Below are 24,315 nucleotides of genomic sequence, written 5' to 3'. Positions count from 1 at the left end.
TTAAGAAGGAGTTGTCTTTGCCCCAACTTTTTCTTTTTATTTAATCCATTTTATTAACCAACTACTTTTTATTCATTCCTCGATCAATGGCATATAACTGTTGGTAATGTTGATTCGTAGCTAATAATTCTTGTGGTGAGCCGCTCATTTCTAACTGACCATCCTCAATAAAAATCACGCGATCCATCATATGAACCCCTTGTAAATGATGGGTAATCCAAATAATTGTTTTATCCCCCAATGTATTGAAAAACGTGTCCAATAACTGTTGCTCAGTAATCGGATCAAGCCCTGTTGTTGGTTCATCAAGCAATACAATCGGTGTATCCTGAAGTAAAATACGAGCTAAGGCTAAACGATGACGTTCTCCACCAGAAAAACGCAATCCAGCTTCATCCACCATTGTCAACAGACCATCTGGCAACCCTTCAATCAGCTCTTTTAAACCAACTTTAGCCAATACTTGCCAAACCTCGTCTTCTGTCGCTTCTTCTCGCCCAATTCGAATATTATTTAAAATAGTTGTTCCAAAAAGATAAGGTGTTTGATGGATCACACCAATTGATTCAGTAATTTGGTCTCCAAATTCATAGGTTGGAATACCGTCTAAAGTAATCACTCCCTGATCTGGTCGTAAATCGCCACGAATCAACGTAGCTAACGTACTTTTTCCTGAACCGCTACGTCCTAAAATCGCTAATTTTTCTTTTGGATGAATCGTCAAATTCAATGCTTCTAAAACATTTTTTGTCGTATCTTCATAAGCAAATGACAAATCTTTAATAGTGATTTCTGTATCTGTGACAGATAACTTTTTGAGTGAAACTTCTTCATTCTCCGGTTCAGGTAAATCATTTAACCGTTTGATCGAGTCTTTATAAATAGTTGTTTCTTGTGCTGCATCCGGCAATGGCGCAAATGCATCAATCAGCGGAAAGACTGTCAACGTAAATGCAGCAATCCAATTGGCTGCTCCACCATGATTACCAGGAAAACGAACACTCGTCCAAGCCAAAACCGCTACTGTGATTACACCAAACCCAACTTGTAAAACAAAATCACGAACACGGTTGAATCCTTTAATTTGCTCATCTAGCTGACGCAACTTTGCTTCTTCTTGTTCATACGAATGAACAAATTCTTGCCCCCGTTGACTGAACACCCAATCAGAGACACCTAAAATATTATCTGTTAACGTTTTGTATAATTCATTTTTGTAAACTTTTTGCTTTTCCTGCCTAGCACCATTCACCAAAACTGAGATCAAAGGCAGTAGGAAAATGACCACACCCAACATCAGCAACATGCATAAACCGAACCACCATGAAAACAAACCTAGTCCAATAATAATAAAGATATATAACAACCAAGCAATTACTGTTGGGAAAATCGTACGCAAATACAAATTCTGTAGGTGATTAATATCTTCTGATAATAAACCTAAAATATCTCCTGTTTGATATTTCGATTTAAAGAAAATCGCATCTCTTTCTAACACCAGATATAATTTTAAACGCAAGTCAGAGGTCATTTTCAAGACCCAATTATGACTAACCAAACGTTCAACATAACGAAATACCGGACGACTAATCCCAAAAGCGCGTGTTAATACAATTGGAATATAAATCATCAAAATATTTTCGGGAAGTGATGCCGCTCGGCTAATTAAATAGCCCGAGTTAAACATTAATGCTCCAGCACTAAAAAAAGTTAAAAACCCTAAAAATAGTGCTAGATACAATAAACCCTTATACTTTTTCAAAAAAGGTTTGACCCATTGATCTTTTTCGTATAATTCTTTATTTGTTGGGGTATTTTCCATTATTTTGTCCCCCTCATTTGATTCATTAACTTCACATAGTAGCCATTTTTATCAATTAATTCAGCTAAAGTTCCTGCTTCAACCAGTTGCCCTTTGTCCATCACTAAAATATAATCCATTTCTGCCATCCAATGTAATCTATGCGTCGCAAAAAAGACAAGATGATCTTCCATCAACGGTAACATTCTTTCTTTTAACTCAACTTCTGTTTCAATATCTAAGTGAGCTGTTGGTTCATCAAATAATAGAATGCGACGTTCTTGATCTAAAAAGGCTCTAGCAAGCGCTACACGCTGTGCTTGTCCACCGCTTAACATTCTACCACTTTCACCGATGACCGTGTTTATACCGTCTTCTAGACTTGCTACAAGGGTTTGTAATCCAACCAGCTGGATAGCAGCCAAAACTTGTTTATCTGTTGCATCAGGTGTATAGAAGCGAACATTGTTGGCTAAGGTGTCTTGGAAAATATATGGCGACTGCGGAATATAAAGAACTTGTTTCTGCCACTCTCTTTGCAGAAAATGAGGAATTGCTTGCCCATTCACTTCGATTTTTGACACCTCAGCGTTTGGCTCCAAAAATCCACTTAAAACATTAATCAGCGTTGATTTTCCTGAACCGCTTGCACCGATAATCCCGATTTTTTGATAGCCTTTTGTTGAAAAAGTTAATCCTTTTAACGCTGGTTGCGTTGCTTCTTCATATTGAAAAGTCAATTCTTCAGCAGATAACGTACTCACAGCGGTCCAATCTTCTAAAGAAAGACGATCCGTTTCAGTCATTTCTGGGAGGTCCAGTACTGCTTGGATTGCTTGAAAGGAATTTTTCCCATCTAATGTTGCATGATAGTCACTAGCAAAATCCCGAACAGGTAAAAAGAACTCAGGAGCTAAAATTAGCGTCGTCAACGCTGGAAATAGTAAAATACCACCTTTTAACAAACTCAATCCAAGAAATACTGCCACCACAGCCACAGATAACGTCGTAAAAAAGTCCAATGCAAACGTTGATAAAATAGCAATCTTCAACGTACTCATAGTCGCTTCTCTAAATCGTTCACTTGTATTATAAATACTGCCTGCATATTTTTCACTCAATCCAAACAACTTCAATGTATCTAACCCTCTTAAAGAATCAATAAAGTGATTGGATAAAATCTGAAAGGCTTTGTATTGTTTATCTGCTTTACTTTGTGCCGCATAACCTAAAATAATCATAAAGATAATGATCATAGGAAATACAACCAGTAAAACAACTCCTGAACGAACATCCAATGTGAAAACAAAAATCAAAATAATCCACGGAATAATCATCATATTCATGATTTTCATCAAGATCAAATGCAGATAATTTTCCGCCTGACTAATTCCTTCAAGCGCCATCGTAATCATATTTCCCGTGCCGTTTTTTTGAACAACGGTTGGTCCCAAGCGAAAAACCTTCTGTAGCAATGCTTCTCTTAATTCACGAGAACGATCATAACTAAATTGATCCAGCATTTTTTCACGAAAATAAGTCACCACATGTCTTCCTGTATAAAACAAAAAGAACACCAAAATATTCAACAGCTGGTCACGTAGCTGACCACCCTCCCACAACCCAACAACGGCTTTAGATAAATAAAATGCTTGTCCTATAATAAATACTGCTTGCAGGGAAGAAAAACCTGCAAGCAAGATCATAATATTTTTGATTTTCGGCATTTTTAAGATGGCTTTATCAATCATCCTTCATACCCCTCAGCTGCAATAGCTGGATGTTTGATCCGTTTTCTAAAGACATAATAAGACCAGCCTGTATAAGCTAATACAAATGGTAAAATCGTGAATGACAACCAAGTCATTGTTTTTAGCGTGTAAGGCGTACTTGATGCATCTTTAATCAAGATATCATAATACCCTTCACTACCAATCATAACACGTGGGAATAAGCCACTGAATAATAAAGCAACTAAAAGAATCAATGTTAAACCACTAGCAATAAAAGCAGTCATTTCTTTTTTCTTAAAGACACTAACATTGGCAACCACTGTCATTACAACAATGCCTAAGACTAATAATAACGTCACCAAAAAGTGATTATCAAAGAAATCGGTTTTGAAATATAATAACGCCGCAAACACTACTAAGCCAACATATAAAACCCAATAAAAGAATGATGCATAATTACGGGCACGTTCTCTAACAGGTCCTTCTGTTTTCAATGTAATGTAGTTCAATCCATGTAAGTAGCACAATAATGCTAACGCAACGCCTCCTACAACAGAAAATACATTGATATAATCTGTAAATGAAGCCGTCATATTTCCATCCGCATCAAGCGGCATTCCTTGAACTAAACTAATAAACAAGATACCGAAGAAAAACGGTACAATAAAGCTACCAATTGATAACGTCCAGTTCCACATTCTACGTCTTTTACCATCCGGCATACGGTGACGGAATTCAAACGACACACCACGAATAATCAAACCAACTAAAATAATAAACAAAATCAAGTAAAACCCGCTAAATAATGAAGCATACCAGTATGGGAAAGAAGCAAACATAGCCCCACCTGCTGTTAATAACCACACTTCATTACCATCCCAAACCGGTCCAATCGTTTGGATGATTTGTTCTTTTTCTTCTTCATCATGAGCTAATGTTTGAACCGACATCCCCACGCCAAAGTCAAAACCTTCTAAGAAGAAGAAGCCTGAGAATAAAATACCAATTAGTACAAACCAAAGTAATTGTAACGTACTCATTCGCCGAAGACCTCCTTATCAAATGGATCTACATCCGTTGCATTCGCTTGTGCTAATTTCTTTTCCTCATAATCTGGTCCTTTTTTAAGTTCAACAGTCACCAAGTAGACCATCACTGAACCTAGACCAGCAAATAAAATAAAGTAAATAATATTCGATGCTAATAATGATGCTACTGATACGTTTGGTGAAACACTGTCTTCGATCGTGAACAGACCATAAACAGTCCAAGGATAACGACCCAATTCAGTAATCAACCAACCCGTTGTATTGGCTATGAATGGGGCAAATGTACATAGTGCCACAATCCAAAGCATCCAGCGTTTTTCATATAGCGAAGGCTTTTTCTTACGAGTTAAGAATAAACCTAAAGCGGCTACTAATAACATTAATACGCCGAATCCAGCCATGATTCTAAAACTCCAGAATAAGGTATTTACTGGCGGGAAGTAATTTCTGTCACCATATTTTTCGATTAACTCTTTATTCGCTGTTTCCATTCCATCAACGGAACCAGAAAGACTGTTATAGGATAAGATACTTAATACATAAGGAATTTGAATCCCAAAGACCTGTTTATGCTCATTTTCATCTGCCCAAGCAATCAATGTCCAAGCAGCCGGATCACCAGAATCTTCATACGATCCTTCCATTGCTGCAAATTTCATTGGTTGACCTTCAATTAGAGCTTTCATTTGTAAATCTCCAGCAAGTAGTACACCCAGAGAACCAAATAACGCGACCCATAATCCAATTCGCATAGAAACTTTATGGAAGCTAACATCACGTTTTTTCAAGATTTGGAATGCCGCAAGACCTGCTACGATCATGCCACCCATTACAACAGCACCTGCTAATACGTGAGTAAATTCATACCATACTTTTGGATTGGCAATTACTGCACTAAAATCGATTAATTCTGCACGACCGTTGTTTAATGTATAACCTACTGGATGTTGCATAAAGCTATTTGCAGCTAAAATCCAAAAAGCAGACATCATTGAACCAAATACCACCAACCAAATAAATGTTAAATGTAGTTTAGATTTTACTTTATCCCAAGTAAAGATCCATAAACCTAAAAATGTTGATTCTAAAAAGAATGCAAGTAATGCTTCAATCGCTAGTGGAGCACCAAAAATATCTCCGACAAAGCGCGAATAATCTGACCAGTTCATACCGAACTGAAATTCTTGAATAATTCCTGTTACGACCCCTACTGCAAAACTTAATAGAAAAATGTTGCCCCAAAACTTTGCCATTTTGCGATAACGTTCATCTTTTTTAACGACATACATCGTTTCCATAATAGCTACAACAAGTGCTAACCCTATTGAAAACGGTACGAAGAAATAATGAAAGACGGTTGTCATTGCAAATTGGAATCTTGCTAATGTTACAATATCAAACATCAATAATCCCCCTTGTTTTTACTGTTTCCACAAAAAGAAAGAAGCTGATTTCATTCAAAATAATTATTCATTTGCACAGTTGGTTGGTGCTGTCAAAATGAATCAAAACCCAGAATAAAATAAACTTAAATTCAATATGTGTGTGGAAACTCTTTTTATTAAATTTAGAATGATTCCAATTTAGAGTATACTCCTTTTATTGTAAATTACAAATGTTTCTGCCCTTTTTTCATTAAATTATTCCTTTGTTCTTGGATAAAAATTGATTTGGAGAATGGAATATGAAAAAAACACCTCATAATGAAGTGTTTTTTCGTTCTCCTAAAAAGAACATATTAAAATGAAAATTATACCCCAGACCTAACTATTTGCCATTTTTTTAAGAATGTTCCTTTTCTTAATAACCACATCCAGCCTTTATAATTAGCCCCTGGCATAAAACTGGAATGTGGATCCTCTTCTAATCCGACATCAAAATCGGAATATAACACAATAAAGTCATTTTTATCTGTATTTTTTATTCTTTCTATTTCTTGGTTTTCTATAAAATAATTTTTGATTTCCATGTTCGATTTTTCTTCGTTATAATACAATTTGGTTAACTCGCAATTTGTAAATCCTTTAAATTCGTTTTTCACATAATTCATTGCGGTTTCAATTTCAGTGTATTTAAACGTTTCTGATTTTCCAACTGTAATTACGACGTTTTCTGCTTCTCCTTTTTTGCCACTTATTGAAATACTATAGCCAATAATAAGAATCATTGACAAAACAATCCACTTTTTTTCCAAACACAACACCTCAATGTATTGATTATTCCAACAGTCCGTTTTCCTTCGAGTATTCCATATATTTATAGACTTTCTCAATTTTATTTTGTTTTACTTTCTCTATTTTCTCTTGAGTAAACCCTTCAATTATTCCTTGTCTTTGCAATTCTTCAATCATCGCACTCAATTGATAGAATTCTGTCAGCATTTCTTCTTCATTGGTTTTATCTGCTCTGGAAGGATGATGATCGTCAAAACCAAATCTGATTGCTTTTGATAATGCTTGTTGGATTTCGGCACACTCTTCTATCGCGACAAGTGCTAGGTATTCATTTTTTCTCATCTTTAAAATCACTCCTTTTTTATTGCTATTTCTGGAAGTAATCAACATAAACAGGAATCGCTTCCTCTCGTAATACCCCTTTAGAGACTTCTGGTCTGTTTGGGCTTTTTGCAAAAATTTCTTTGCTCCCAATCATAATATTAAATCCTGCAATATCTGCTAATTCATCGTGCCCTAAACTATAAACCATTCTGCCTAAAAAGCTCCACACCATTGCTCCTGCACACATACAGCAAGGTTCACAACTTGTATACAATGTGTATTCAGATAAATCTGTTATTTTTTGATGAGAACAAAAGTCACGAATGATCCCTAATTCGGCATGATAAGTAGGATCACTTTCTGTATGAATCTGATTTTCACCCGTTAAAACAACCTGATTATCTTTTACAAGTATTGCTCCAAATGGTTCGTTTCCTTTTTTGGCAGCATCTTTGGCAAGTTTTAGTGCTTGTTTCATGAATTTATTATCTAATATTTCTTGTTCGTTATTAACCATCCGATTTCTCACTCTTTCCTACTTATTATTTCGTCTAAATTATAGCATAAAAGTAAGTGTTTTCATGGAAAATTATACATATTATACATAAAAACACCAATCATCAAACTTCTTGATGATTAGTGCTTCTATTTAAAATTTAATCTTGCTTCATTGCTGCTTTTAACGCTTGTGCCAATGCACTTTCTTCTGGTTCTTCTTTTTGTGAATATTTCTTCATCAACTTACGTTCTTCATGCTTTGTAAGCTTCTTACTGCGTTCTTTTTTATCTTGCATTTTTTCAGTGATTGAGCAGTATTTACATTTGAAATATGCTCCATTTTTTCCATCAATAATTTCCATTTTACGATGGCATTGTGAACAACGGTGATTTGAGACTTTTGGATCTTTTCTACGACGATAACTGCAGTCTTGATTAGAGCAAACATAGACTTTACCATCTTTTGTATTTTTCTCACGCAAGTTTGAACCACATTCAGGACATTTCTTTTGTGTGATTGAAAAATCTTGGTATTTGCTTTCGCTTTGTTTAATCTCATTAACCAATTTTTTTGTGTCTTGTTCGATTTCTTTAAGAAAAACGGTACTGCTTTGTTTGCCTTTCGCAATTGCTTCTAGTGTCTTTTCCCATTTTTCGGTTAATTCTGGTGTTACTAACGATGGGTTGACGAGTTCCAGTAATTGCTTACCTTTTGGTGAAACACTTAATCCATTTGTTGTGCGTTCCATTAATTCTGATTTAATTAGTTTTTCAATGATTTCTGCACGCGTTGCTGGCGTGCCTAAGCTATGTTTTTCCATTAAACCTAAAAGTGTCCCTTCAGTTAATGGTTTTGGCGGTGCTGTTAGTTCTTTGTTAATGGTGAAATTGGGCGGTACGACCATACCTAATTTCCACTCAACAGATGGCACTATTTCTTCTTTTTCTTGTTTCCAACCTGCAACTTCAACTTTACTTTGGCGGAAAACAAATTGTTCTTTGCCGAAAGTCACAGTTACTTTTGTTTGTTTCGTGCGATGAGGTTCAGCAAATAAACCTAAGAAACGAGTAACAATCATGTTATAGATTTTTTGTTCATCTCCACTTAATTTCTCATAACGTGGGCGCTGTTCTGTTGGGATCAAGGCATGGTGATCTGTAACTTTTTCGTTTTGGAACACTTTTGTTAATTTAACTTGTCCGCCGTCTTTAATATATGTTTTGACTTCTGGCGCAAAATCACTCACAGCCTGCAATCGTTCCTTCATGGTCGCTTTCATGTCTGTGGTTAAATATTTACTATCCGTTCTTGGATAAGTTACGATTTTATGAAACTCGTAAAGACTTTGAACAAGGGAAAGAGTTTTCTTCGCCGAGAATTGGTAGCGTTGATTGGCTTCTCTTTGTATTTCAGTTAAATCATAAGGGAGTGGTGCTTGCTCAGTTTTACTTTTTTCTTGGATATCCGTTACTTTTCCCTTGCCTTGGCTTAGCGTTTTTACAAATGATTCTACGTCATTCCGCTCTTTAAATGCATATGGATTACTTTGAACCAGTTTCGCTTTTTCTTTTTGAACATGTAAGTCTACTGAAAAGTACGTTTGTGGTCTAAAGCTTTCAATTTTCTTTTCTTGTTGACGAACCAATGATAAGGTCGGTGTTTGTACACGACCAGCTGATAAGCTATCTTGATACTTTACAGTTAATGCTCTGGTTACATTTAAGCCAACTAACCAATCCGCTTTTGCACGAGCTAGGGCAGAATAGTATAAGTTGTCGTATTCTTTCGCTGGTCTTAATTTTTTGAAACCATCTTTAATTGCTTTATCTGTTTGTGAAGAAATCCATAGACGTTTCACTGGTTTATTAAAATGAACATATTCTAAAATCCAACGTGCGACTAATTCTCCTTCACGTCCTGCATCAGTTGCGATAACTGCTTCGGTAACATCTTTGCGATTCGCTAATTGTTTGATGGCTTTTAATTGATGGCCCGTTTTTGGTAATGGTTTAATTCCTAAATTTTTTGGCACCATTGGCAAAGTTTCCATTTGCCAAGATTGCCATTCTTTATTGATGTCTTCAGGCATTTTCAACCCTAACAGATGGCCTAGCGCCCAAGTAACAATCACGTTAGGCCCTTCATAATAGCTTTTATTTTTTTGATTTGCGCCTAGCACTTTGCTTAAATCTTTGGCAACACTAGGTTTTTCGGCAATAATCAGTTGTTTGTTTGCCATTTATTTCACTCACTTTCTATACTTCCATATGTAAATTGATTCGATGTTAAAAATTATCAGTACATTGATTTTACCACATTCTTTCAAACCTTCGCGCTTTTTATTTAAAGCATTTTTATTGAACTATCAATGGATGGCCTTTATACTTACTATTTATAAGTAAAAAAACTTTTTTAAGGAGAAATTATGATTACAATTGAATTTTTTCACGACGTTATCTGTAGCTTTTGTTTTCCAATGTCTTATAGAATGAGACTAGTTCAAAAAGAATTCCCTGAAATAAAGATTATTCATCGTTCTTTCGCATTGGCCAGAGATGAAAAAGATCATGAGCAGATGTTTGGTTCAAGAGAAAATGCGAAAAATGAAATCTTATCCCATTGGGTTCACGCCAATCAAAATGATGATCTTCATCGCTTCAATATTGATGGGATGAAAAAAACTGCATTTCCATTTCCCACCTCTATGTCTGGGCTACTCGCAGCAAAAGCGGCAAGTGTTGTAGGTGGACAAAACGGTTATTGGGACGCTTTTGATGCTTTACAAGAAGCATTATTTGTTAACAATCAAAATATTGAGGATCTTAATGTGATTCAATCAGTTATAAAAAAGACAGCCATCGATTTTGAAAAATGGCAACAAGCTTTCAATGATCCTGAAACACTGGACCTAGTTGAAGAGGATTTCCGTTTAGCAACTGCGTATCAATTGTCTGGAGTACCCGCACTGATCGTTAATGGAAAATATTTAATTAATGGTGCACAACCTTTGGAACAAGTCCTTCAAGCACTTCAAACAATCAAAGAAAAGGAAACACCGATTATTGATATCACTGATACTAATCAACCAAACAGTGGTTCATGCAGCATGGAAGATGGACAATGGGTTTGTAAAGAGTAGAATATAGTAGAGCAACGTACAACAAATGTTCTGGAGAATGTTTGTTGTATTTTTTCAAAAAAAAACGTAAAGATATCTTTACCTAAAAAAACAATCATGCTAAACTAATAAAAAGATTACTTTACTTAAATAGGAGCTTATTATTATGAAAGTTCACAATAGAATCAAAGAAATACGGGAACAGAGGAAAATCACTCAAATTCAAATGGCTACTGATTTAGGTGTATCCAGGCAAACAATGAATGCGATTGAGAAAACAAAATACAACCCAAGCTTAGAGTTATCTTTAAAAATCGCCCACTATTTTAACAAACCTGTAGAAGAAATTTTTCACTTAGAGGAGGAAAAATAAATGACACATATCGTTCTATTAATTATAGCTATGTTCATTGGTGTCTATTCTCTCATTACTTTCTTTCAAGCCATTTGGGTGTTATACCAAGTGAAAAGAGGCATTTTGGATGAATTAGAGAAGAAAATAGTGTTTGATTCACTAGCGTATACCATGTTTATAATTTTACTACTGCATACAGTCCAATTTATTTTTGGTTTGGTTGCTTTTACACTGTTCAAAGGAACATTCACTTATATTCCAATCATTTCTTCTGGTGCTCCTTTTGGAAAAATAGTACTAAGCAATCTTCCCAATTGGCATTTTGAAGCATTATTTGCCGATTGCTTTATTTTTGCGATTATTTACTTTTTTAGAAAACAAAAATACAGAGCGTAAGTAAAAACCTTACGCTCCGTATTTTTATCTCTAAATTAAACAAGACTTGTTTTACAACATTTTGGCTTAACACAATCATTATGACGTTCATGAAAATCATCGCCACTTTCAAAAGTAACTGCTTGAAGGTCCTTCAATAGAGCTAATCCTTTATACTGCTGCAAATCTTCATCACATTCCTCGCACCAGCGTTCATCTCCTTCATTCCAGAAAGCTGCTAAATAATTAACTTTTGTATTTATGTACTCATAGGTTGAAGATAATTCTTGCCATTTTTTTATGTAATAACGTTCTGCATCTTCCAAACAATCAAATGATTTATTTTCGTCAATATCTTCTTGCCAGTCTTCAAAAAACCACCAAGGTTCATTATCGCCGTACATTGTAATAACTTGGTACATTGATCACTCACTCCAATTCTTTATATAAGAGCTATTCTAGTCACTTAGCACAAAACTTTCAACTTAAGTGCTTGTGAAATAGTTTTTGTTTAACGTTCATTTTTTATTTTACCATAATTTTAATCAGCCCGAACAAGAAAATTGGTTTTTATTTCATTGCTTATAGAATAGGCATTTGCTAAAATATGAAAAGAAATAGAAAGGATCGATTCATACAATGAAAAAACCTGTATTTTGGAACTCAATTGCTATTTATTTACTTTTATATAATAATATTTTGATTATCATTGCATTGATTATGGCTTTAAAAGCTGTGGTTGAAGGAAATGGCTCTTTTGGAGCTGATGTTTGGTATCAAATTTTTGTCTTTCTCGTTTATATCACTGTGATTGCGGGATTAATAAATGGTGGTAAAAAAGGGTACTTTGTTTCACTACTCTTTATTCCGTTTATTTTCCTCATTTATTTTTATCCTCCGTTGATGGTCAGTATGTTTCCTAAAATGGTGATGCTAGCATTTCGTGTAGTTGAGTTTATTTCGATGGCTTATCTCATTATTTCACCAGAATCGAGAACTTATATACAAAACTCTAGTCAAAAAAGCGAGTAGGAATTCTTCCTACTCGCAGAGTAACTAATTAATCAACTCCCCTTGCTATTAAAGAAGGCATAGTAGCATCGATTCAACTATTCTTTTCTTTCTCTAATAAAAATCCCGCCATTACAATCATAAGTATCCAACAAGTCTTTTGCAGTTTCGTATACTTTTATAGTTTCTCCTGTTTCCGATACTTTTAGCCATCTTCCTGTGTAAGTCTCTCCTCCATCCATTGGAAAACCAGCATAATAATATTTGATAGGTAATTGACAATTTTCTCCTAAAACAAATTTTTCTAATCTGTCATTTGTGCCTGTAAATTCTTGAATATAACCTGTAGCTTTATTTGTATTCCAGCCACTTAAATTTAATTCAGGTAATGACAAAGTCATATTAAATGCGTCGCTCATTTCTATAACGTTCCTTACATCCCAATTATTTATATTCAGTTTCTTTAACTTCCTCATATTAAAAAACATAGATGACATAACTTCAACATTACTTACATCCCAAGTATTCAAATCCAATTCTTCGATTGCACCCGCTGCATAAAACATGCTGTTCATTACTTTAACATTACTTACATCCCAATTACGGATATCTAAGGAAGTCAACGCAAGTGTATTCATAAACATCAAACTCATATCTACTACTTTACTTGTATCTAAAAAATGAGCTCCTTCAATACTTTCTAAATAACCTAACCAATAAAATAGAGCACTTGAATTTTGAGAGAGCTCAATTGGCTCTTTGAACACTATTTTCTTTATTTTTTTTCCTTCTAACTCCGGTAGTTTTTCGATTTTTTCATATATACTGTTGTAGGTATCTGTATCAAAGAATTTTCCACCTTTAAAAGTTACTGTCTGACTTTCTTTTTCCCAACTCCATGGTACTGTCCCAAATACTCCTTCAGCATCTGCTCTACCAACCACTGAAACTTTACTCGTTGCTGTCTTTTTTCCTTCTGTAGTTGTAGCTGTGACTAATGCATTTCCTTGTTTTTTAGCTGTAATGACGCCATCTTTGCTTACCGTAACCACTTCTTCATTTGAACTTGACCAATCAACTCTTTTATCTGCCGCATTTTCTGGTTGAATGCTATAATCTAATTTTTGTGTTTCGTCAACATTTAATGTTACATTTTCTTGTGCTAAAGAGATTCCAGTCACTTTTTTGGAAATTATTTTCACTTTAATTGTGTTGGATTTCTCACCATCTATGGATTTTGCTGTAACTTCTAGAATTCCCGAAGCAAACATCGACTTAGGTACCGTTACTTTTCCATTTTTATCAACCATTTTAGGAAAAGAAGGAATAAAGAATTTTTCACTCCATTCAATTCCCTTATACGTTGCATTTTCTGGTGTAATTGTGGCTTTCAGTTCAATCGATTCACCAAACTCAAGAGTCAGATCTTTAGGCTCAATTTCTATTTTTTCAACAGGTACATATCCATCTTCCCCAATTTTCACAGTCATTTCAGCTGCTGAATCAGACATAACAGTTAACGAAGTTTCTAAATAATTACCATCGGATAACTTCGTAGAAGGGATTGTTTTTTTATTAATTTGAATAGGTTGCACGCCATTACTTAGATTTTTTCCAGCATAGTAAAAAGGATTACTTCCAAATATTTGATTTCTGTCATAGTTAGAGTATCCTAGGATACCTTCATCAGCTTCTAAAGCCGTAACAAGTTGTTTTCCGACTCCTACATTTTTATAATAATCTGTGTTCACACGGTAGACAGCAATTCCTCCTGTCAGTTGATGATTAAACTTCCTCATTCCTTTATCAAAACCATATAATTGTCTATTTTCCAGTAAAAATATTCATTTTGATTTTGGCTTTGCAATTTCAAAATTGTTGGATCTGTCGCTTCTGAAATTGCATGGATCTTTTTATCATATTTTTGAGCTGGATTCATCTCTTCATCAGGAATACCCAACTGTACTTTTGAATACGCATCTAAACCAACTGGTGTCATCCCACCAAATTCACCACTTTCTTCTCCCCAACTGCCTTGCGACATCAGACTCATAATACCTAAACCAGCACCGTCACCTTCAGTATTATATAAATCAGGTAATCCTAAATCATGCCCCAATTCATGGCAAATAACACCAATTGTTGACGAAATATCTTTATCATTATATTTCATTTTTTCACCAAACATTGTAAAATCAGTAAATTTCATTCCATCGACTGTCGTTAAATTACTACTCCAACCTTTACGGCCCCAAACACCCTTCCCAATATTTCCTGCACTATGTTCATATCCTGCAATAACAAACATCACATGTAATTCATCTGGTTCAATCGCATGATCCTTATTCGTATCATAACTAGAAAAGTCAATTTGATGCTTAATCTTTTGCAAAATATCAGTTGCTAATTCGAAAATATTGAAGCCGCTTCCCTTATCAGGATGCTCTTGATCCATGTGAATCTTCATGACACCATCTTTTATATCTGCAGTTTCCTTCGCAGGTTGCAGTTCAATTCGTTTATTTGTTTGTTCAGAGAAGAAGGATTTCACTGTTTTTCCTTCTGTTGAAAAAACTTTTTTTTGCCATTCTTCTAATGAAGTTGTTAGTTTCACGTCATTAAATTCAATTAACACTACAAGTAAATTTTGATCTTTACTTAATTTTTTATTTTGTTTCGTTAAAATTCTTTGATTAAAATTCGCTCTTTTCTTTTCTATAGTAATATCATCTTTTACATCTGACTGCATTTTTACATTTTGGGGTTTAGGATCGATCCCTACTTTTGCCTCTTTTTGTCGAGTATTTGCCCCTTTTGTCTCATAGTACCAATAACCATCTGCTTTTTTAGCATAAAGACTACTATCTTCTCCAACCGTGTAATGGAAAAATTCATCTCCATATTGTGTTGCTTTTACTTCTATTCCATTTGGTTGCTGAAACTTCACTTCTTCTTGTAACGCTGGAGCTGCATTGGCTTTCGTAGCAGTTAAAATACTAACCGCAACTAAAATACTACCTAAAAACCTATTATTTCCCTTCCCTTTTTTCATGATATTCCTCCTTGTTATACTTAAATTTGAACTATATAATATAGTTCAAATTTAAGTATAACAGACGTTTTATTAAACATAAAATAGATTTCAATAAGGTGTATATCCACATAAATCAAGATCAATAGAATGTTATTCAAACTAAAAATATGTTAAAATTCCATCTTCCATACTCATACATTCGTTTGAATAATTGTTTTTTGCCAATTATCCTTTTTTTATACCTTAGTCTAAATCCACTATTATTCCGATAACATAATCAAATTTCCTAAAAATGAACTTAAAAAGCTAGAAGTGGAGACCAACGTTCTTACTTATTTTTTTCTTAAAATTCAAAAGATACAAACAAAGCTTCTAAATAAGAAGTTCGTTTGTATCTTTTGTTTATAGTCTGCGAGTAGGAATTCCTCCTACTCTTTTTTTGATTTAGATATATTGCAAAACTTTTTCTTCTTGATAAGCTTGATCAATCAAGCCTCCGCCAAGACATTCCATTCCGTCATAAAATACAACTGCTTGTCCAGGAGTAATTGCTCGAACCGGTTCAGAAAAAATCACTTTTGCACTTGTTCCATCACCTGTTAAAACAACTTTAACTGGTACATCTTGTTGGCGATAGCGAAACTTTGCTGTACATTCAAATTCTCTAGGCATTTCTGTATCTACAGTAAAATGAATTTCGCTAGCATCTAAGTGCGTTGCATATAGTTGTTCATGGTGAAAACCTTGACCAACATATAGCGTATTACTTGCTAAATCTTTTCCAATCACAAACCAAGGTTCTTGTGAGCCTTTACCCCCACCAATTCCTAAGCCTTGACGTTGACCGATTGTGTAATACATCAAGCCATCATGTTGCCCTTTGATTTCGCCATCTAAAGTCACCATATTTCCTTTTTTAGCCGGTAGATAGTTGCTTAAAAATTGCTTGAAGTTCTTTTCTCCGATAAAACAAACTCCTGTAGAGTCTTTTTTCTTAGCTGTCGCTAAGTTTGCTCGTTCAGCGATTGCTCGAACTTCTGCTTTTTCCATGCCACCTAAAGGAAACATTGTTTTTGCTAATTGAGCTTGAGATAATTGACTCAAGAAATACGTTTGGTCTTTATTATTATCAATACCACGCAACATGCGTACTATACCGTCTTCTTTTCTTTCTACTTGGGCATAATGTCCAGTTGCCACATAATCTGCACCTAGTTGCATTGCGTACTCGAGAAACGCTTTGAATTTAATTTCTTTATTGCACATGACGTCTGGGTTTGGTGTCCGTCCACGTCGGTACTCTGCAAGAAAATACTCAAATACTCGATCCCAATATTCCTTTTCAAAATTTACTGAATAATAAGGAATGCCGATTTGATCAGCCACTTTTGCCACATCTTTATAATCTTCTGTAGCAGTACATACACCATTTTCATCCGTGTCATCCCAATTTTTCATAAAGATACCCACGACATCATAGCCTTGCTCTTTTAAAAGCAACGCTGTAACAGACGAATCCACACCGCCACTCATGCCTACAACCACACGAGTTTTACTGTTATCTGTCATTTGATCACCATCATTTCAATTTAGATTCTGAATGCATCTACGATTTGAAGGTCGTAATTTTTCAGTGATTCACATTATACTCCATTTTCTATAAATAGTCGAGGTTGGAATGTAGCTCTGGGAGTCATATTCCAACCTCCTAAAAAACAACTAAATGCTTCTATGTCAACTACCTAATTCTTTTACTTCTGTATCTTATGGTATTGCTTCTCTGTTCATTTATTTTAATAATTGTATACGTTTATCTGTTACTTCATACCTCAGTGTGCAAAAGTCAGAAATAATTTTACTATGTGTAACGATAATCATTTTATTTCCTTCATTAATCAAATTAGAAAACAGCGATAAAATAGATTCTTCTGTTTTTTCATCTAACGCACCTGTCGGCTCATCTGCTAAAAGTAATTTAGGTCGTTTTACAATCGCTCTTGCTATAGCAACCCTTTGACTTTCTCCACCTGATAATGATCTTGGTGATTTATTCCTATAATCTGCCAATCCTACTTTTTCTAATGTTGCTTCCACTTGATTTTTTATTTCTTTTTCCTTTAGATTTGAGTTCCTTAGTGAAATGGCAACATTATTAAAAACTGTCCGATCATTTAATAAATAATATTTTTGTGTAATCATTCCAAAGTTTTGCAAACGAAGTTTTGACATATAATCATTATTTTTACGACACGACGATTGTTCGAATAGATACTCTCCAGAATAGTTTGTGTCTAGTCCTGCCATAATGTTAAGCAACGTTGTTTTCCCAGAACCACTTCTGCCGACAATAGCAATAGACGAATCCATTTTTCCCATATTAAAATTTAAATCCTTAAAAATTATTTCTGAAGACTGTTGTTTACTTTCATATGATTTACATATATTTTTTAATTCTAGCATCTCTCTCTCCTAAAGTTGCCTATTAAGTGTCTTTTTAATCCTATTTTTATTAAGAACAAACTAGTTGATGTACCTAATACTATCAAAATAGCGGTCATAATGATGAAACTAAGATTACTTCCAATCCGTGATATGAATAAGAAAATAGTATACGGAATTATTGAAATAATTATAGGGAAAAAAGTGTCGATAATAATCCATTTGTTGATAATTTTTTTGCTGAAACCATTCAAATAGTAGACATAATATTTGTTTTTTCTTTGCACAAAAAGCGTGTAGGAAATGAAATTTAGTAATATCACCATTAGTATAAATAACATAGAAAAAAGGACTATGATTAATTCTTTGTTCTTTGTTAATGCCATGAGCATATCTGTGTATTGTTCCACAAAACTGCTAACACCGATAATATGATAATTTGAAAATTTGGTTTGCTTTCCTATTTTATTTAAGCTACTTAATATCTCGCTTATTTCCATATCATTATTTGTAGCAATATTTCCATTAATCATACCGAAATACAAACGATTCAAAAAACCTTTATCTTTAAAATTATTATCTGGGCGTTTTTCAGGATAAGGAATGACCACAACATTATCTAAATAAAATTCAGCATTTCCTTGATAAAAAACAAAAGAGTTTTCTTTTAATACGCCTACTACCTTAAATGAAACAAGTTCAAATAAATAATCTCCTAAAAAAACTTCGCCGATATCGTATACACCTTTATAATCATTTCCCAGTATTACTGGTATCGTTTTTTGATTGTATCCCAATTCATTCCAATCAAAAATTTCTCCGTACTCAATGTCCAAAGAATAAAACTCAAAACTTTTTTATTTAACTGGATGGCTTTAGTATCAAAAAAAGAATAACTCTTTTCACCAATTTCAGCTTCATACCTACCAGTTCCTTTCATTGGCGTACCATAAGCATACTCAAATGTTTCATCTCCTTTAAAATCAATAATAGGTATTGGTTGATCATTCATCGCTAGATAGTTAAAGTCTTTTTGTTCATTAAGTTCATTATAAAAGTTAGCTATGATTTCTACTGAATCCGCTGAACGATTAAACGTTTCAAATTCAACTGGATCTAATGTATCAATAAGAGAATACATCGTTTTATCTGAGAAGTTTCTAGGTAATGATTCAGAAACATCGTCAATTTTGCTGTTAAAAGAGATAAAAATAGTGAGCAATGCTAAAAATGTTGTTAACAAAATTACGTAAATACCAATTAAAAAAGGATGGCTCTTAAATGTATAATATAATTCTTTGATAACAGTCATTCGTTAGTCACCTCATATCTATCTCTAAAATAGATGATTATGTATAACAAATTCATCATTAATAAATATATAAAATTCTCTAACCAATAACTAAAATTACCTTTAGTCAATGTCGATTGGGAATATAAACAGTAGACAACTAGCAATGTAATCAAAAATAATTGATTAAGCAGACAAAGTTTACCCCATAAAATTTTCTTATTACTTATTCCAATTATTTTTAAAACCAGAATTTCTCGATAACAGTATAAATGATAACAATAAACGAGAAATATTAAGACACCCAAAATTAAAATCTTAGAAAAAAGAATGATCATCGGTGAAAAATAATCAACAGATAAAAAGCGATTTACTCCTGTTAAATTTTTATATTCTTCCCCAGTTAACTTTGACTTCTCCATATTCTTCAAGTTGTTTCCATCAATTATATAGGTTTTTTTTTCTTCATTAAAAAAACTGGAGTCACTAAGTAAAACCGAATGTTTAAATCGATTGGGAATTTTTTTGCCTAAACGACCAATTACCTCATATTTTGTATTTTCTAATTTGAAATACTCTTTCCCATTTTTATACTCAACTTTTACATTGTTTCCGACAACTGCTTTTTTTTCATTATTTTTTCTGAAAAATTCTCCGTCTTTTAAAGGTGGCGCCCATTTTTTATAGTTATTAGAATAATAGGCACGTATATCCAAATTCAGATTATTTTCTACTGTATAAAATAATCGATACGGCTGACTATTTAATATCTTGTCTTTTGCTATGTCATTAAAACTTATTTTTTGAAGAACAAAATTATTAGGCGAATATAAATGATTGCTTTCTTCTACTAAATATTTTTGATTCTGCTGATAGTTATTTGTTAACAATACAAGAAAAAAAATCATCGTTAACAATAGAGTGATTATGATATTTTTTTTATTCATACAACAACCTCATTTTATTGGTTCTAAAAATAGAATTGGGACATAACTTTTAAGTCATATCCCAATTGTATGGAATCTTAATAAACGCTGATATCACAAGTAAATTCCTTGTTGTTTTATTTTTAATTTTTTATGAACCATAATAAGTTCGGGCTTTGTTAGGATCATATTCTCCTCCCCGAGCCCATGGAGAATAAGCTTCTGTTCCATTTCTTCCCCATTTTCTACCAGATGTTGTAACCACAACCCATTTTCTTGACCAAGCATCATATTTTTCCATTCTTGCCGTTGTATAATGATGTTTGCCGGACCAATTTGTCCAACCGTGTGCTCGTCGATCCCACATATTACGACCAGCACTTCTTTGTTGTCTTTCACCGTAATGTTTGGGACTAGATGCTCTAAAATGGTTAGATGACAGATTATATGCACCACTATCTTCAGACCATCCTCCAATCTCACCTTCATCAGTAACAATATTTTGCTTCACTTCATCTCCCTGAGAAGCGCTTACACAAACAGGTAAAACAGAAACCGATGCCAACATTAAAGAAAATAAAACGACTTTTTTCATATATTTTTCCTCCTCCTTTTTCACAGTAAAATATTGATTCACTGTTATAAAATCATTCTATCATAAGAAACGAACAAAAATACAAAAACATCCATAATGTAACGTTATAATTCCTAAACGTTTTTCAAAAATAACATTAATAACAAAACTTTATAAAATTCACTATTGTATTCTAATCAAAACTCATTGTATACTAATAAAAAAAAGGAGGGAGCCATTATGTTATCAGTATTTATATATGAAAAAAATCAAACTCAAAAAAGACAAATTGAGTCTTGGATAAAAAATTACATTGTAATCGAAGAATTTAATATGGAGATACTCTTAACAACAAACAATCCAAACACCTTATTAGAATATAAAAACAAACATTCAGAAAAAATGGGGCTGTACTTTATAGATATTAATTTAACAGATGAATTCAATGGTATTCATTTAGCAGCGAAAATTCGAGAACTAGATAGTTTTGGTAAAATTGTTTTTATCACCGCACATAAAGAATTTGCCTTACAAGTTTTTCAACATCAAATTGAAGCTTTAGACTTTATTTTGAAAGACAATCCAAAAAACGTCCAAAAAAGAATTCATCGATGTTTGACACTTGCAGAAAAAAGATGTCAAGATGAACGGATAAAAGGGACAAAAATATTGAACATCAAACAAGGAACTAAAATAACTCCAATTTTACATGAAAATATTCTATTCTTTGAAACATCCGTTAAACCTCATAAATTAATTTTGACTCACGACAAAGGAATAGTAGAATTTAGTGGTTCTTTGAACAAAATAGAGCGACTCAATGAAAACTTTTTTCGTTGCCATCGATCATATCTTGTCAATAAACAACATATCATTCACTTAGATAAAAAAAACAGAGAACTCTTACTTTCTGACGGTAATAGACTCGACGTTTCCGTTAGAAAAACGCAACTATTAGAGATGGAGCAAAATAGCTCTATTATCGAAACAAAAAAATAAAGACAAAATTCAGCGAATTTCATCTCTACTTTTTAATAACTTCATTAATAATTAAGCTTTCTCAAACACACCACGGCTGATCATGCCATCCATTAAGAAGTAAAACTTCTCTTGGCTCATTGCATGCGCATCGTTTTTGAAAATATTCATTGCTTTCAACCCATTCGCAGTTGTTACCGACATTTTCAGTGTTTTTAAATCTTCAGCGATTGTTATTTTTAGTTTAAATCCTTCTTTGCTTTGAGGAGTGCCATCCAACGGACGAATCAATTGGAAGTTCCCTGAATTGGTTTCAGTGAATCCATTGTCCTTCAATGTGTATTTCTTGGCTTGCTCATTTACTTTATAAACGATTGGACAACCTTCTACTGTTGCTTTTTCTTTAAATGCCATTTTTCCACCTCTTTATTTATTGTCTCTTTTATTATAGTTGTTACGCTTTCTTTTTGCTAGTTCTATTCTTACTTTTCTTACATTACTGTTTGATTTTTTTGATTGTTTCAATCAATATTGACACAAACTGCTGAATTTGTGTTTCGTCATTGCCTAAACCAAAGCTGATTCGTACAGATTCCTTGATTGCTTGATGATCCTTGCCATACATTGCCTCTAAAACATGAGACGGCTCAACAGTTCCGGCAGTACAAGCAGAACCTGTTGAAATCGCCACACCTTGAAGATCCAGATGCATCAATAATAAGTCGCTTGATACCCCAGGAATCCACAAATTTAAAATATGGGTTAATTTATTATCAGGGCTCCCATTGATTTGGTAATCCACTTGAGCATCCTCTAATTGAGAGAGGATAATCCGCTCAAAGTCAGCGTATTTACCATGTCGCTGTTGTTTTTCTTCATCTGTCAAAAGCATAATAGCCTTACCCATGCCAACAATACCAGCTAAATTTTCCGTACCAGCTCGACGTTTTTCTTCTTGCTCTCCACCATGTAGTAGTGGTGGAAGTGAAATCGAATCATTTTTAAATAAAAAGCCAACACCTTTTGGCCCGTTTATTTTATGTGCAGAAATGCTTAACAAATCAATGCCGATTTCGTGAGGTACTATTCGTTCAGAACCATAGGCTTGAACGGCATCCGTATGAAAAATCGCAGGATGTGTTTTTAATAAAGCGCCAATTTCCTCGATCGGCAATAAATTGCCAACTTCATTATTACCATACATCACGGAAACTAAGATCGTATCCTCTCTTAAAGCTTTTTCAAGTTCAGATACTGCAAGTTCACCTTTTTCATTAACCGGTAAATAAGTCACTTCAAATCCTAAACCTTCCAGATAGTTCATCGTTTCTAAAACAGCGGGATGTTCAATCGCCGTTGTAATCAGATGCATCCCTTGATCTTTTCTAGAAAGAGCCACTTCAATAATCGCAGTGTTGTCCCCTTCTGTACCACCACTATTAAAGATAATTTCATGCGGTTTCACGTACAAACTGGCAGCAATCATTTGTCTAATATCTTCTAACTTACGATGGGCTTGCCTACCAAACGTATGAATACTCGATGGATTTCCAAAAGTATGGGTCATTTCATCTGTCATTATTTCTATAACAGCTGGATGAATCGGTGTTGTTGCTGCGTGATCTAAATAAATGGGTTCCACTGAACTCGCCCTTTCTGAATCATTTTTAATGAAATTAGTTTAACATAACTAGAAATCTTACTCAAAGATTGATTCCTTGAACGCTTATTTTATAAATTGTTTTTCTTTACGATAGGTGTAAATATTGCCATAAGTAAAGACAGCAATTGCTACCCAGATAAAACCAAATGCAATGAATTGCTCTGCCGAATAAGGTTCATGGTACAAGAATATCGCCGATATCAGCATTAATGTTGGACCAACATATTGAATAAATCCTAAGATGATATAGGAAATTTGTTTTGCTGCCTCTGCAAAAAGTAATAAAGGAATCGCTGTAACTACACCTGCTCCCATCAACAATAAATTAGTAGACGTTTCATAATTCATAAATCCTTGACGTGAGAAAAATAACAGATAGACTAATGCAATTGGCAGAATTACAAATGTCTCAATCGTTAAACCTGTATAAGAGCTTACAGTTACTCCTTTTTTGATTAATCCATAAAAACTAAATGTAATCGCCATTACCAACGGAGCAAAAGGAATTTCTCCAGTCTGAACCGTTAATAACAAAACGCCGGTCAACGCCAGTCCACAAGCAATCATTCCTGAACGACTTAATTTTTCTTTTAAAATCAAAGTTGCCAGCAAAACATTTACTAATGGATTCATATAATAGCCTAGACTAGCCTGAGTCACATGCCCTTGGCTGACCGTATAAATAAAGGTAAACCAATTTATTGAAATGAGCATCGCAGCACAAATAATAGCAAATAATTTTTTCTTATCTTTTACAACTGCTTTAACTTCAATTAAAAATAACGACCATTTCTTCGTAAATAAAATGTAAACGATCATAAATAAAAACGACCAGATAATTCGATAACACAAGATATCTAGTGGATCAACTGTAGGCATTAATTTCCAATAAATTGGAATAATTCCCCAAAAAATATAAGCAATAAAACCTAATAAAATCCCCTTTTTCTGTTCTTTCAAAGATGCTTCTC

General features: G+C 33.9%; 24 protein-coding genes and 1 pseudogene. 5 read left to right on the top strand and 20 right to left on the bottom strand.

The genetic code is table 11. The features are described 5' to 3' along the window. Positions 1-61: 61 nt before the first annotated feature. The 8 genes from cydC to A5880_RS12920 form a co-directional block, all read right to left on the bottom strand. A complete protein-coding gene (gene cydC / locus A5880_RS12955; protein ID WP_179190343.1) occupies positions 62-1,822 on the bottom strand; it encodes a thiol reductant ABC exporter subunit CydC in 1,761 nt (586 codons plus the stop codon). Further along, positions 1,822-3,552, bottom strand: coding sequence for a thiol reductant ABC exporter subunit CydD (gene cydD / locus A5880_RS12950; protein WP_086329438.1), 1,731 nt, complete (start codon positions 3,550-3,552; stop codon positions 1,822-1,824). The genes cydC and cydD overlap by 1 nt, the downstream gene beginning before the upstream one ends. After that, on the bottom strand, positions 3,549-4,574 hold the full coding sequence (gene cydB, locus A5880_RS12945; protein WP_086329437.1) for a cytochrome d ubiquinol oxidase subunit II: 1,026 nt from the start codon (positions 4,572-4,574) through the stop codon (positions 3,549-3,551). The genes cydD and cydB overlap by 4 nt, the downstream gene beginning before the upstream one ends. Continuing rightward, entirely contained in the window at positions 4,571-5,986 is a 1,416-nt protein-coding gene (locus A5880_RS12940; protein WP_086329436.1) for a cytochrome ubiquinol oxidase subunit I, read from the bottom strand. The genes cydB and A5880_RS12940 overlap by 4 nt, the downstream gene beginning before the upstream one ends. Before the next feature lie 347 nt (positions 5,987-6,333). Further along, entirely contained in the window at positions 6,334-6,777 is a 444-nt protein-coding gene (locus A5880_RS12935) for a hypothetical protein (protein WP_086329435.1), read from the bottom strand. A gap of 22 nt (positions 6,778-6,799) precedes the next feature. After that, the gene (locus A5880_RS12930; RefSeq protein ID WP_086330303.1) at positions 6,800-7,099 is read right to left on the bottom strand and encodes a nucleoside triphosphate pyrophosphohydrolase family protein; all 300 of its coding nucleotides are present in this window, start codon (positions 7,097-7,099) and stop codon (positions 6,800-6,802) included. A 25-nt stretch (positions 7,100-7,124) separates the two neighbouring features. After that, the gene (locus A5880_RS12925) at positions 7,125-7,598 is read right to left on the bottom strand and encodes a nucleoside deaminase (RefSeq protein WP_086329434.1); all 474 of its coding nucleotides are present in this window, start codon (positions 7,596-7,598) and stop codon (positions 7,125-7,127) included. 139 nt (positions 7,599-7,737) lie between these two features. Continuing rightward, positions 7,738-9,819, bottom strand: coding sequence for a DNA topoisomerase III (locus A5880_RS12920; protein WP_086329433.1), 2,082 nt, complete (start codon positions 9,817-9,819; stop codon positions 7,738-7,740). 186 nt (positions 9,820-10,005) lie between these two features. On the opposite strand from A5880_RS12920, the gene A5880_RS12915 reads away from it, so the two are divergent. The 3 genes from A5880_RS12915 to A5880_RS12905 all read left to right on the top strand — a co-directional run bounded on the left by A5880_RS12915 (position 10,006) and on the right by A5880_RS12905 (position 11,449). Further along, on the top strand, positions 10,006-10,719 hold the full coding sequence (locus tag A5880_RS12915) for a DsbA family oxidoreductase (protein WP_086329432.1): 714 nt from the start codon (positions 10,006-10,008) through the stop codon (positions 10,717-10,719). A gap of 145 nt (positions 10,720-10,864) precedes the next feature. Then, the gene (locus tag A5880_RS12910) at positions 10,865-11,071 is read left to right on the top strand and encodes a helix-turn-helix transcriptional regulator (protein WP_086329431.1); all 207 of its coding nucleotides are present in this window, start codon (positions 10,865-10,867) and stop codon (positions 11,069-11,071) included. Continuing rightward, entirely contained in the window at positions 11,072-11,449 is a 378-nt protein-coding gene (locus A5880_RS12905) for a hypothetical protein (RefSeq protein ID WP_086329430.1), read from the top strand. Between the two features lie 35 nt (positions 11,450-11,484). Here A5880_RS12905 and A5880_RS12900 read toward each other — a convergent pair whose 3' ends face one another. Beyond that, positions 11,485-11,850, bottom strand: a complete 366-nt coding sequence (locus A5880_RS12900) for a DUF1033 family protein (RefSeq protein ID WP_086329429.1) — start codon at positions 11,848-11,850, stop codon at positions 11,485-11,487. Between the two features lie 217 nt (positions 11,851-12,067). On the opposite strand from A5880_RS12900, the gene A5880_RS12895 reads away from it, so the two are divergent. Next, entirely contained in the window at positions 12,068-12,460 is a 393-nt protein-coding gene (locus A5880_RS12895; RefSeq protein ID WP_086329428.1) for a hypothetical protein, read from the top strand. Positions 12,461-12,537: 77 nt separating this feature from the next. Here A5880_RS12895 and A5880_RS12890 read toward each other — a convergent pair whose 3' ends face one another. From A5880_RS12890 to A5880_RS12855, 8 genes and pseudogenes are all read right to left on the bottom strand, one after another. Further along, the gene (locus A5880_RS12890) at positions 12,538-14,238 is read right to left on the bottom strand and encodes a BspA family leucine-rich repeat surface protein (protein WP_336577175.1); all 1,701 of its coding nucleotides are present in this window, start codon (positions 14,236-14,238) and stop codon (positions 12,538-12,540) included. Then, the gene (locus tag A5880_RS12885) at positions 14,235-15,491 is read right to left on the bottom strand and encodes a M6 family metalloprotease domain-containing protein (protein ID WP_336577174.1); all 1,257 of its coding nucleotides are present in this window, start codon (positions 15,489-15,491) and stop codon (positions 14,235-14,237) included. The genes A5880_RS12890 and A5880_RS12885 overlap by 4 nt, the downstream gene beginning before the upstream one ends. A gap of 426 nt (positions 15,492-15,917) precedes the next feature. Further along, entirely contained in the window at positions 15,918-17,042 is a 1,125-nt protein-coding gene (gene mnmA / locus A5880_RS12880; protein ID WP_086329426.1) for a tRNA 2-thiouridine(34) synthase MnmA, read from the bottom strand. 219 nt (positions 17,043-17,261) lie between these two features. Next, positions 17,262-17,876: pseudogene (locus A5880_RS12875) on the bottom strand (ABC transporter ATP-binding protein); the annotation flags it as partial. A gap of 50 nt (positions 17,877-17,926) precedes the next feature. Next, the gene (locus A5880_RS12870) at positions 17,927-18,748 is read right to left on the bottom strand and encodes a hypothetical protein (protein ID WP_336577172.1); all 822 of its coding nucleotides are present in this window, start codon (positions 18,746-18,748) and stop codon (positions 17,927-17,929) included. Then, a complete protein-coding gene (locus A5880_RS12865; protein WP_336577171.1) occupies positions 18,679-19,224 on the bottom strand; it encodes a hypothetical protein in 546 nt (181 codons plus the stop codon). Before A5880_RS12865 ends, A5880_RS12870 begins: the two co-directional genes overlap by 70 nt. Next, positions 19,221-20,150, bottom strand: coding sequence for a hypothetical protein (locus A5880_RS12860; protein WP_336577169.1), 930 nt, complete (start codon positions 20,148-20,150; stop codon positions 19,221-19,223). Before A5880_RS12860 ends, A5880_RS12865 begins: the two co-directional genes overlap by 4 nt. A 130-nt stretch (positions 20,151-20,280) precedes the next feature. Then, entirely contained in the window at positions 20,281-20,724 is a 444-nt protein-coding gene (locus A5880_RS12855; RefSeq protein WP_086329423.1) for a hypothetical protein, read from the bottom strand. 219 nt (positions 20,725-20,943) lie between these two features. Between A5880_RS12855 and A5880_RS12850 the strand changes: the two genes are divergently transcribed. Then, complete coding sequence (locus A5880_RS12850; protein ID WP_336577168.1) at positions 20,944-21,702, top strand: LytR/AlgR family response regulator transcription factor; 759 nt, start codon at positions 20,944-20,946, stop codon at positions 21,700-21,702. Between the two features lie 51 nt (positions 21,703-21,753). Here A5880_RS12850 and A5880_RS12845 read toward each other — a convergent pair whose 3' ends face one another. The 3 genes from A5880_RS12845 to rarD form a co-directional block, all read right to left on the bottom strand. Further along, positions 21,754-22,095, bottom strand: coding sequence for a DUF1831 domain-containing protein (locus A5880_RS12845; RefSeq protein WP_086329421.1), 342 nt, complete (start codon positions 22,093-22,095; stop codon positions 21,754-21,756). A gap of 82 nt (positions 22,096-22,177) precedes the next feature. After that, a complete protein-coding gene (locus tag A5880_RS12840) occupies positions 22,178-23,323 on the bottom strand; it encodes a cysteine desulfurase family protein (protein WP_086329420.1) in 1,146 nt (381 codons plus the stop codon). A gap of 84 nt (positions 23,324-23,407) precedes the next feature. Beyond that, entirely contained in the window at positions 23,408-24,304 is an 897-nt protein-coding gene (gene rarD, locus A5880_RS12835) for an EamA family transporter RarD (RefSeq protein ID WP_086329419.1), read from the bottom strand. Between the last annotated feature and the right edge of the window lie 11 nt (positions 24,305-24,315).

The organism is Enterococcus sp. 4G2_DIV0659 (genome assembly GCF_002140715.2).
GTDB classification, from domain to species: domain Bacteria; phylum Bacillota; class Bacilli; order Lactobacillales; family Enterococcaceae; genus Enterococcus_L; species Enterococcus_L mansonii.
The sequence above is the reverse complement of the archived record's forward strand: the minus strand, read 5'-3'. Positions and strand labels throughout refer to the sequence as shown.

What these genes read in the sequence shown, in the direction of transcription:
- A5880_RS12900 (WP_086329429.1), bottom strand. Translation starts at nt 11,850, where the DNA reads ATGTACCAAGTTATTACAATGTACGGCGATAATGAACCTTGGTGGTTT.
- A5880_RS12895 (WP_086329428.1), top strand. Translation starts at nt 12,068, where the DNA reads ATGAAAAAACCTGTATTTTGGAACTCAATTGCTATTTATTTACTTTTA.
- A5880_RS12930 (WP_086330303.1), bottom strand. Translation starts at nt 7,099, where the DNA reads ATGAGAAAAAATGAATACCTAGCACTTGTCGCGATAGAAGAGTGTGCC.
- A5880_RS12885 (WP_336577174.1), bottom strand. Translation starts at nt 15,491, where the DNA reads ATGAAAAAAGGGAAGGGAAATAATAGGTTTTTAGGTAGTATTTTAGTT.
- A5880_RS12850 (WP_336577168.1), top strand. Translation starts at nt 20,944, where the DNA reads ATGTTATCAGTATTTATATATGAAAAAAATCAAACTCAAAAAAGACAA.
- A5880_RS12845 (WP_086329421.1), bottom strand. Translation starts at nt 22,095, where the DNA reads ATGGCATTTAAAGAAAAAGCAACAGTAGAAGGTTGTCCAATCGTTTAT.
- A5880_RS12910 (WP_086329431.1), top strand. Translation starts at nt 10,865, where the DNA reads ATGAAAGTTCACAATAGAATCAAAGAAATACGGGAACAGAGGAAAATC.
- cydB (WP_086329437.1), bottom strand. Translation starts at nt 4,574, where the DNA reads ATGAGTACGTTACAATTACTTTGGTTTGTACTAATTGGTATTTTATTC.
- A5880_RS12860 (WP_336577169.1), bottom strand. Translation starts at nt 20,150, where the DNA reads ATGAATAAAAAAAATATCATAATCACTCTATTGTTAACGATGATTTTT.
- cydC (WP_179190343.1), bottom strand. Translation starts at nt 1,822, where the DNA reads ATGGAAAATACCCCAACAAATAAAGAATTATACGAAAAAGATCAATGG.
- A5880_RS12940 (WP_086329436.1), bottom strand. Translation starts at nt 5,986, where the DNA reads ATGTTTGATATTGTAACATTAGCAAGATTCCAATTTGCAATGACAACC.
- A5880_RS12925 (WP_086329434.1), bottom strand. Translation starts at nt 7,598, where the DNA reads ATGGTTAATAACGAACAAGAAATATTAGATAATAAATTCATGAAACAA.
- A5880_RS12920 (WP_086329433.1), bottom strand. Translation starts at nt 9,819, where the DNA reads ATGGCAAACAAACAACTGATTATTGCCGAAAAACCTAGTGTTGCCAAA.
- A5880_RS12915 (WP_086329432.1), top strand. Translation starts at nt 10,006, where the DNA reads ATGATTACAATTGAATTTTTTCACGACGTTATCTGTAGCTTTTGTTTT.
- A5880_RS12890 (WP_336577175.1), bottom strand. Translation starts at nt 14,238, where the DNA reads ATGAGGAAGTTTAATCATCAACTGACAGGAGGAATTGCTGTCTACCGT.
- mnmA (WP_086329426.1), bottom strand. Translation starts at nt 17,042, where the DNA reads ATGACAGATAACAGTAAAACTCGTGTGGTTGTAGGCATGAGTGGCGGT.
- cydD (WP_086329438.1), bottom strand. Translation starts at nt 3,552, where the DNA reads ATGATTGATAAAGCCATCTTAAAAATGCCGAAAATCAAAAATATTATG.
- A5880_RS12905 (WP_086329430.1), top strand. Translation starts at nt 11,072, where the DNA reads ATGACACATATCGTTCTATTAATTATAGCTATGTTCATTGGTGTCTAT.
- A5880_RS12865 (WP_336577171.1), bottom strand. Translation starts at nt 19,224, where the DNA reads ATGACTGTTATCAAAGAATTATATTATACATTTAAGAGCCATCCTTTT.
- A5880_RS12855 (WP_086329423.1), bottom strand. Translation starts at nt 20,724, where the DNA reads ATGAAAAAAGTCGTTTTATTTTCTTTAATGTTGGCATCGGTTTCTGTT.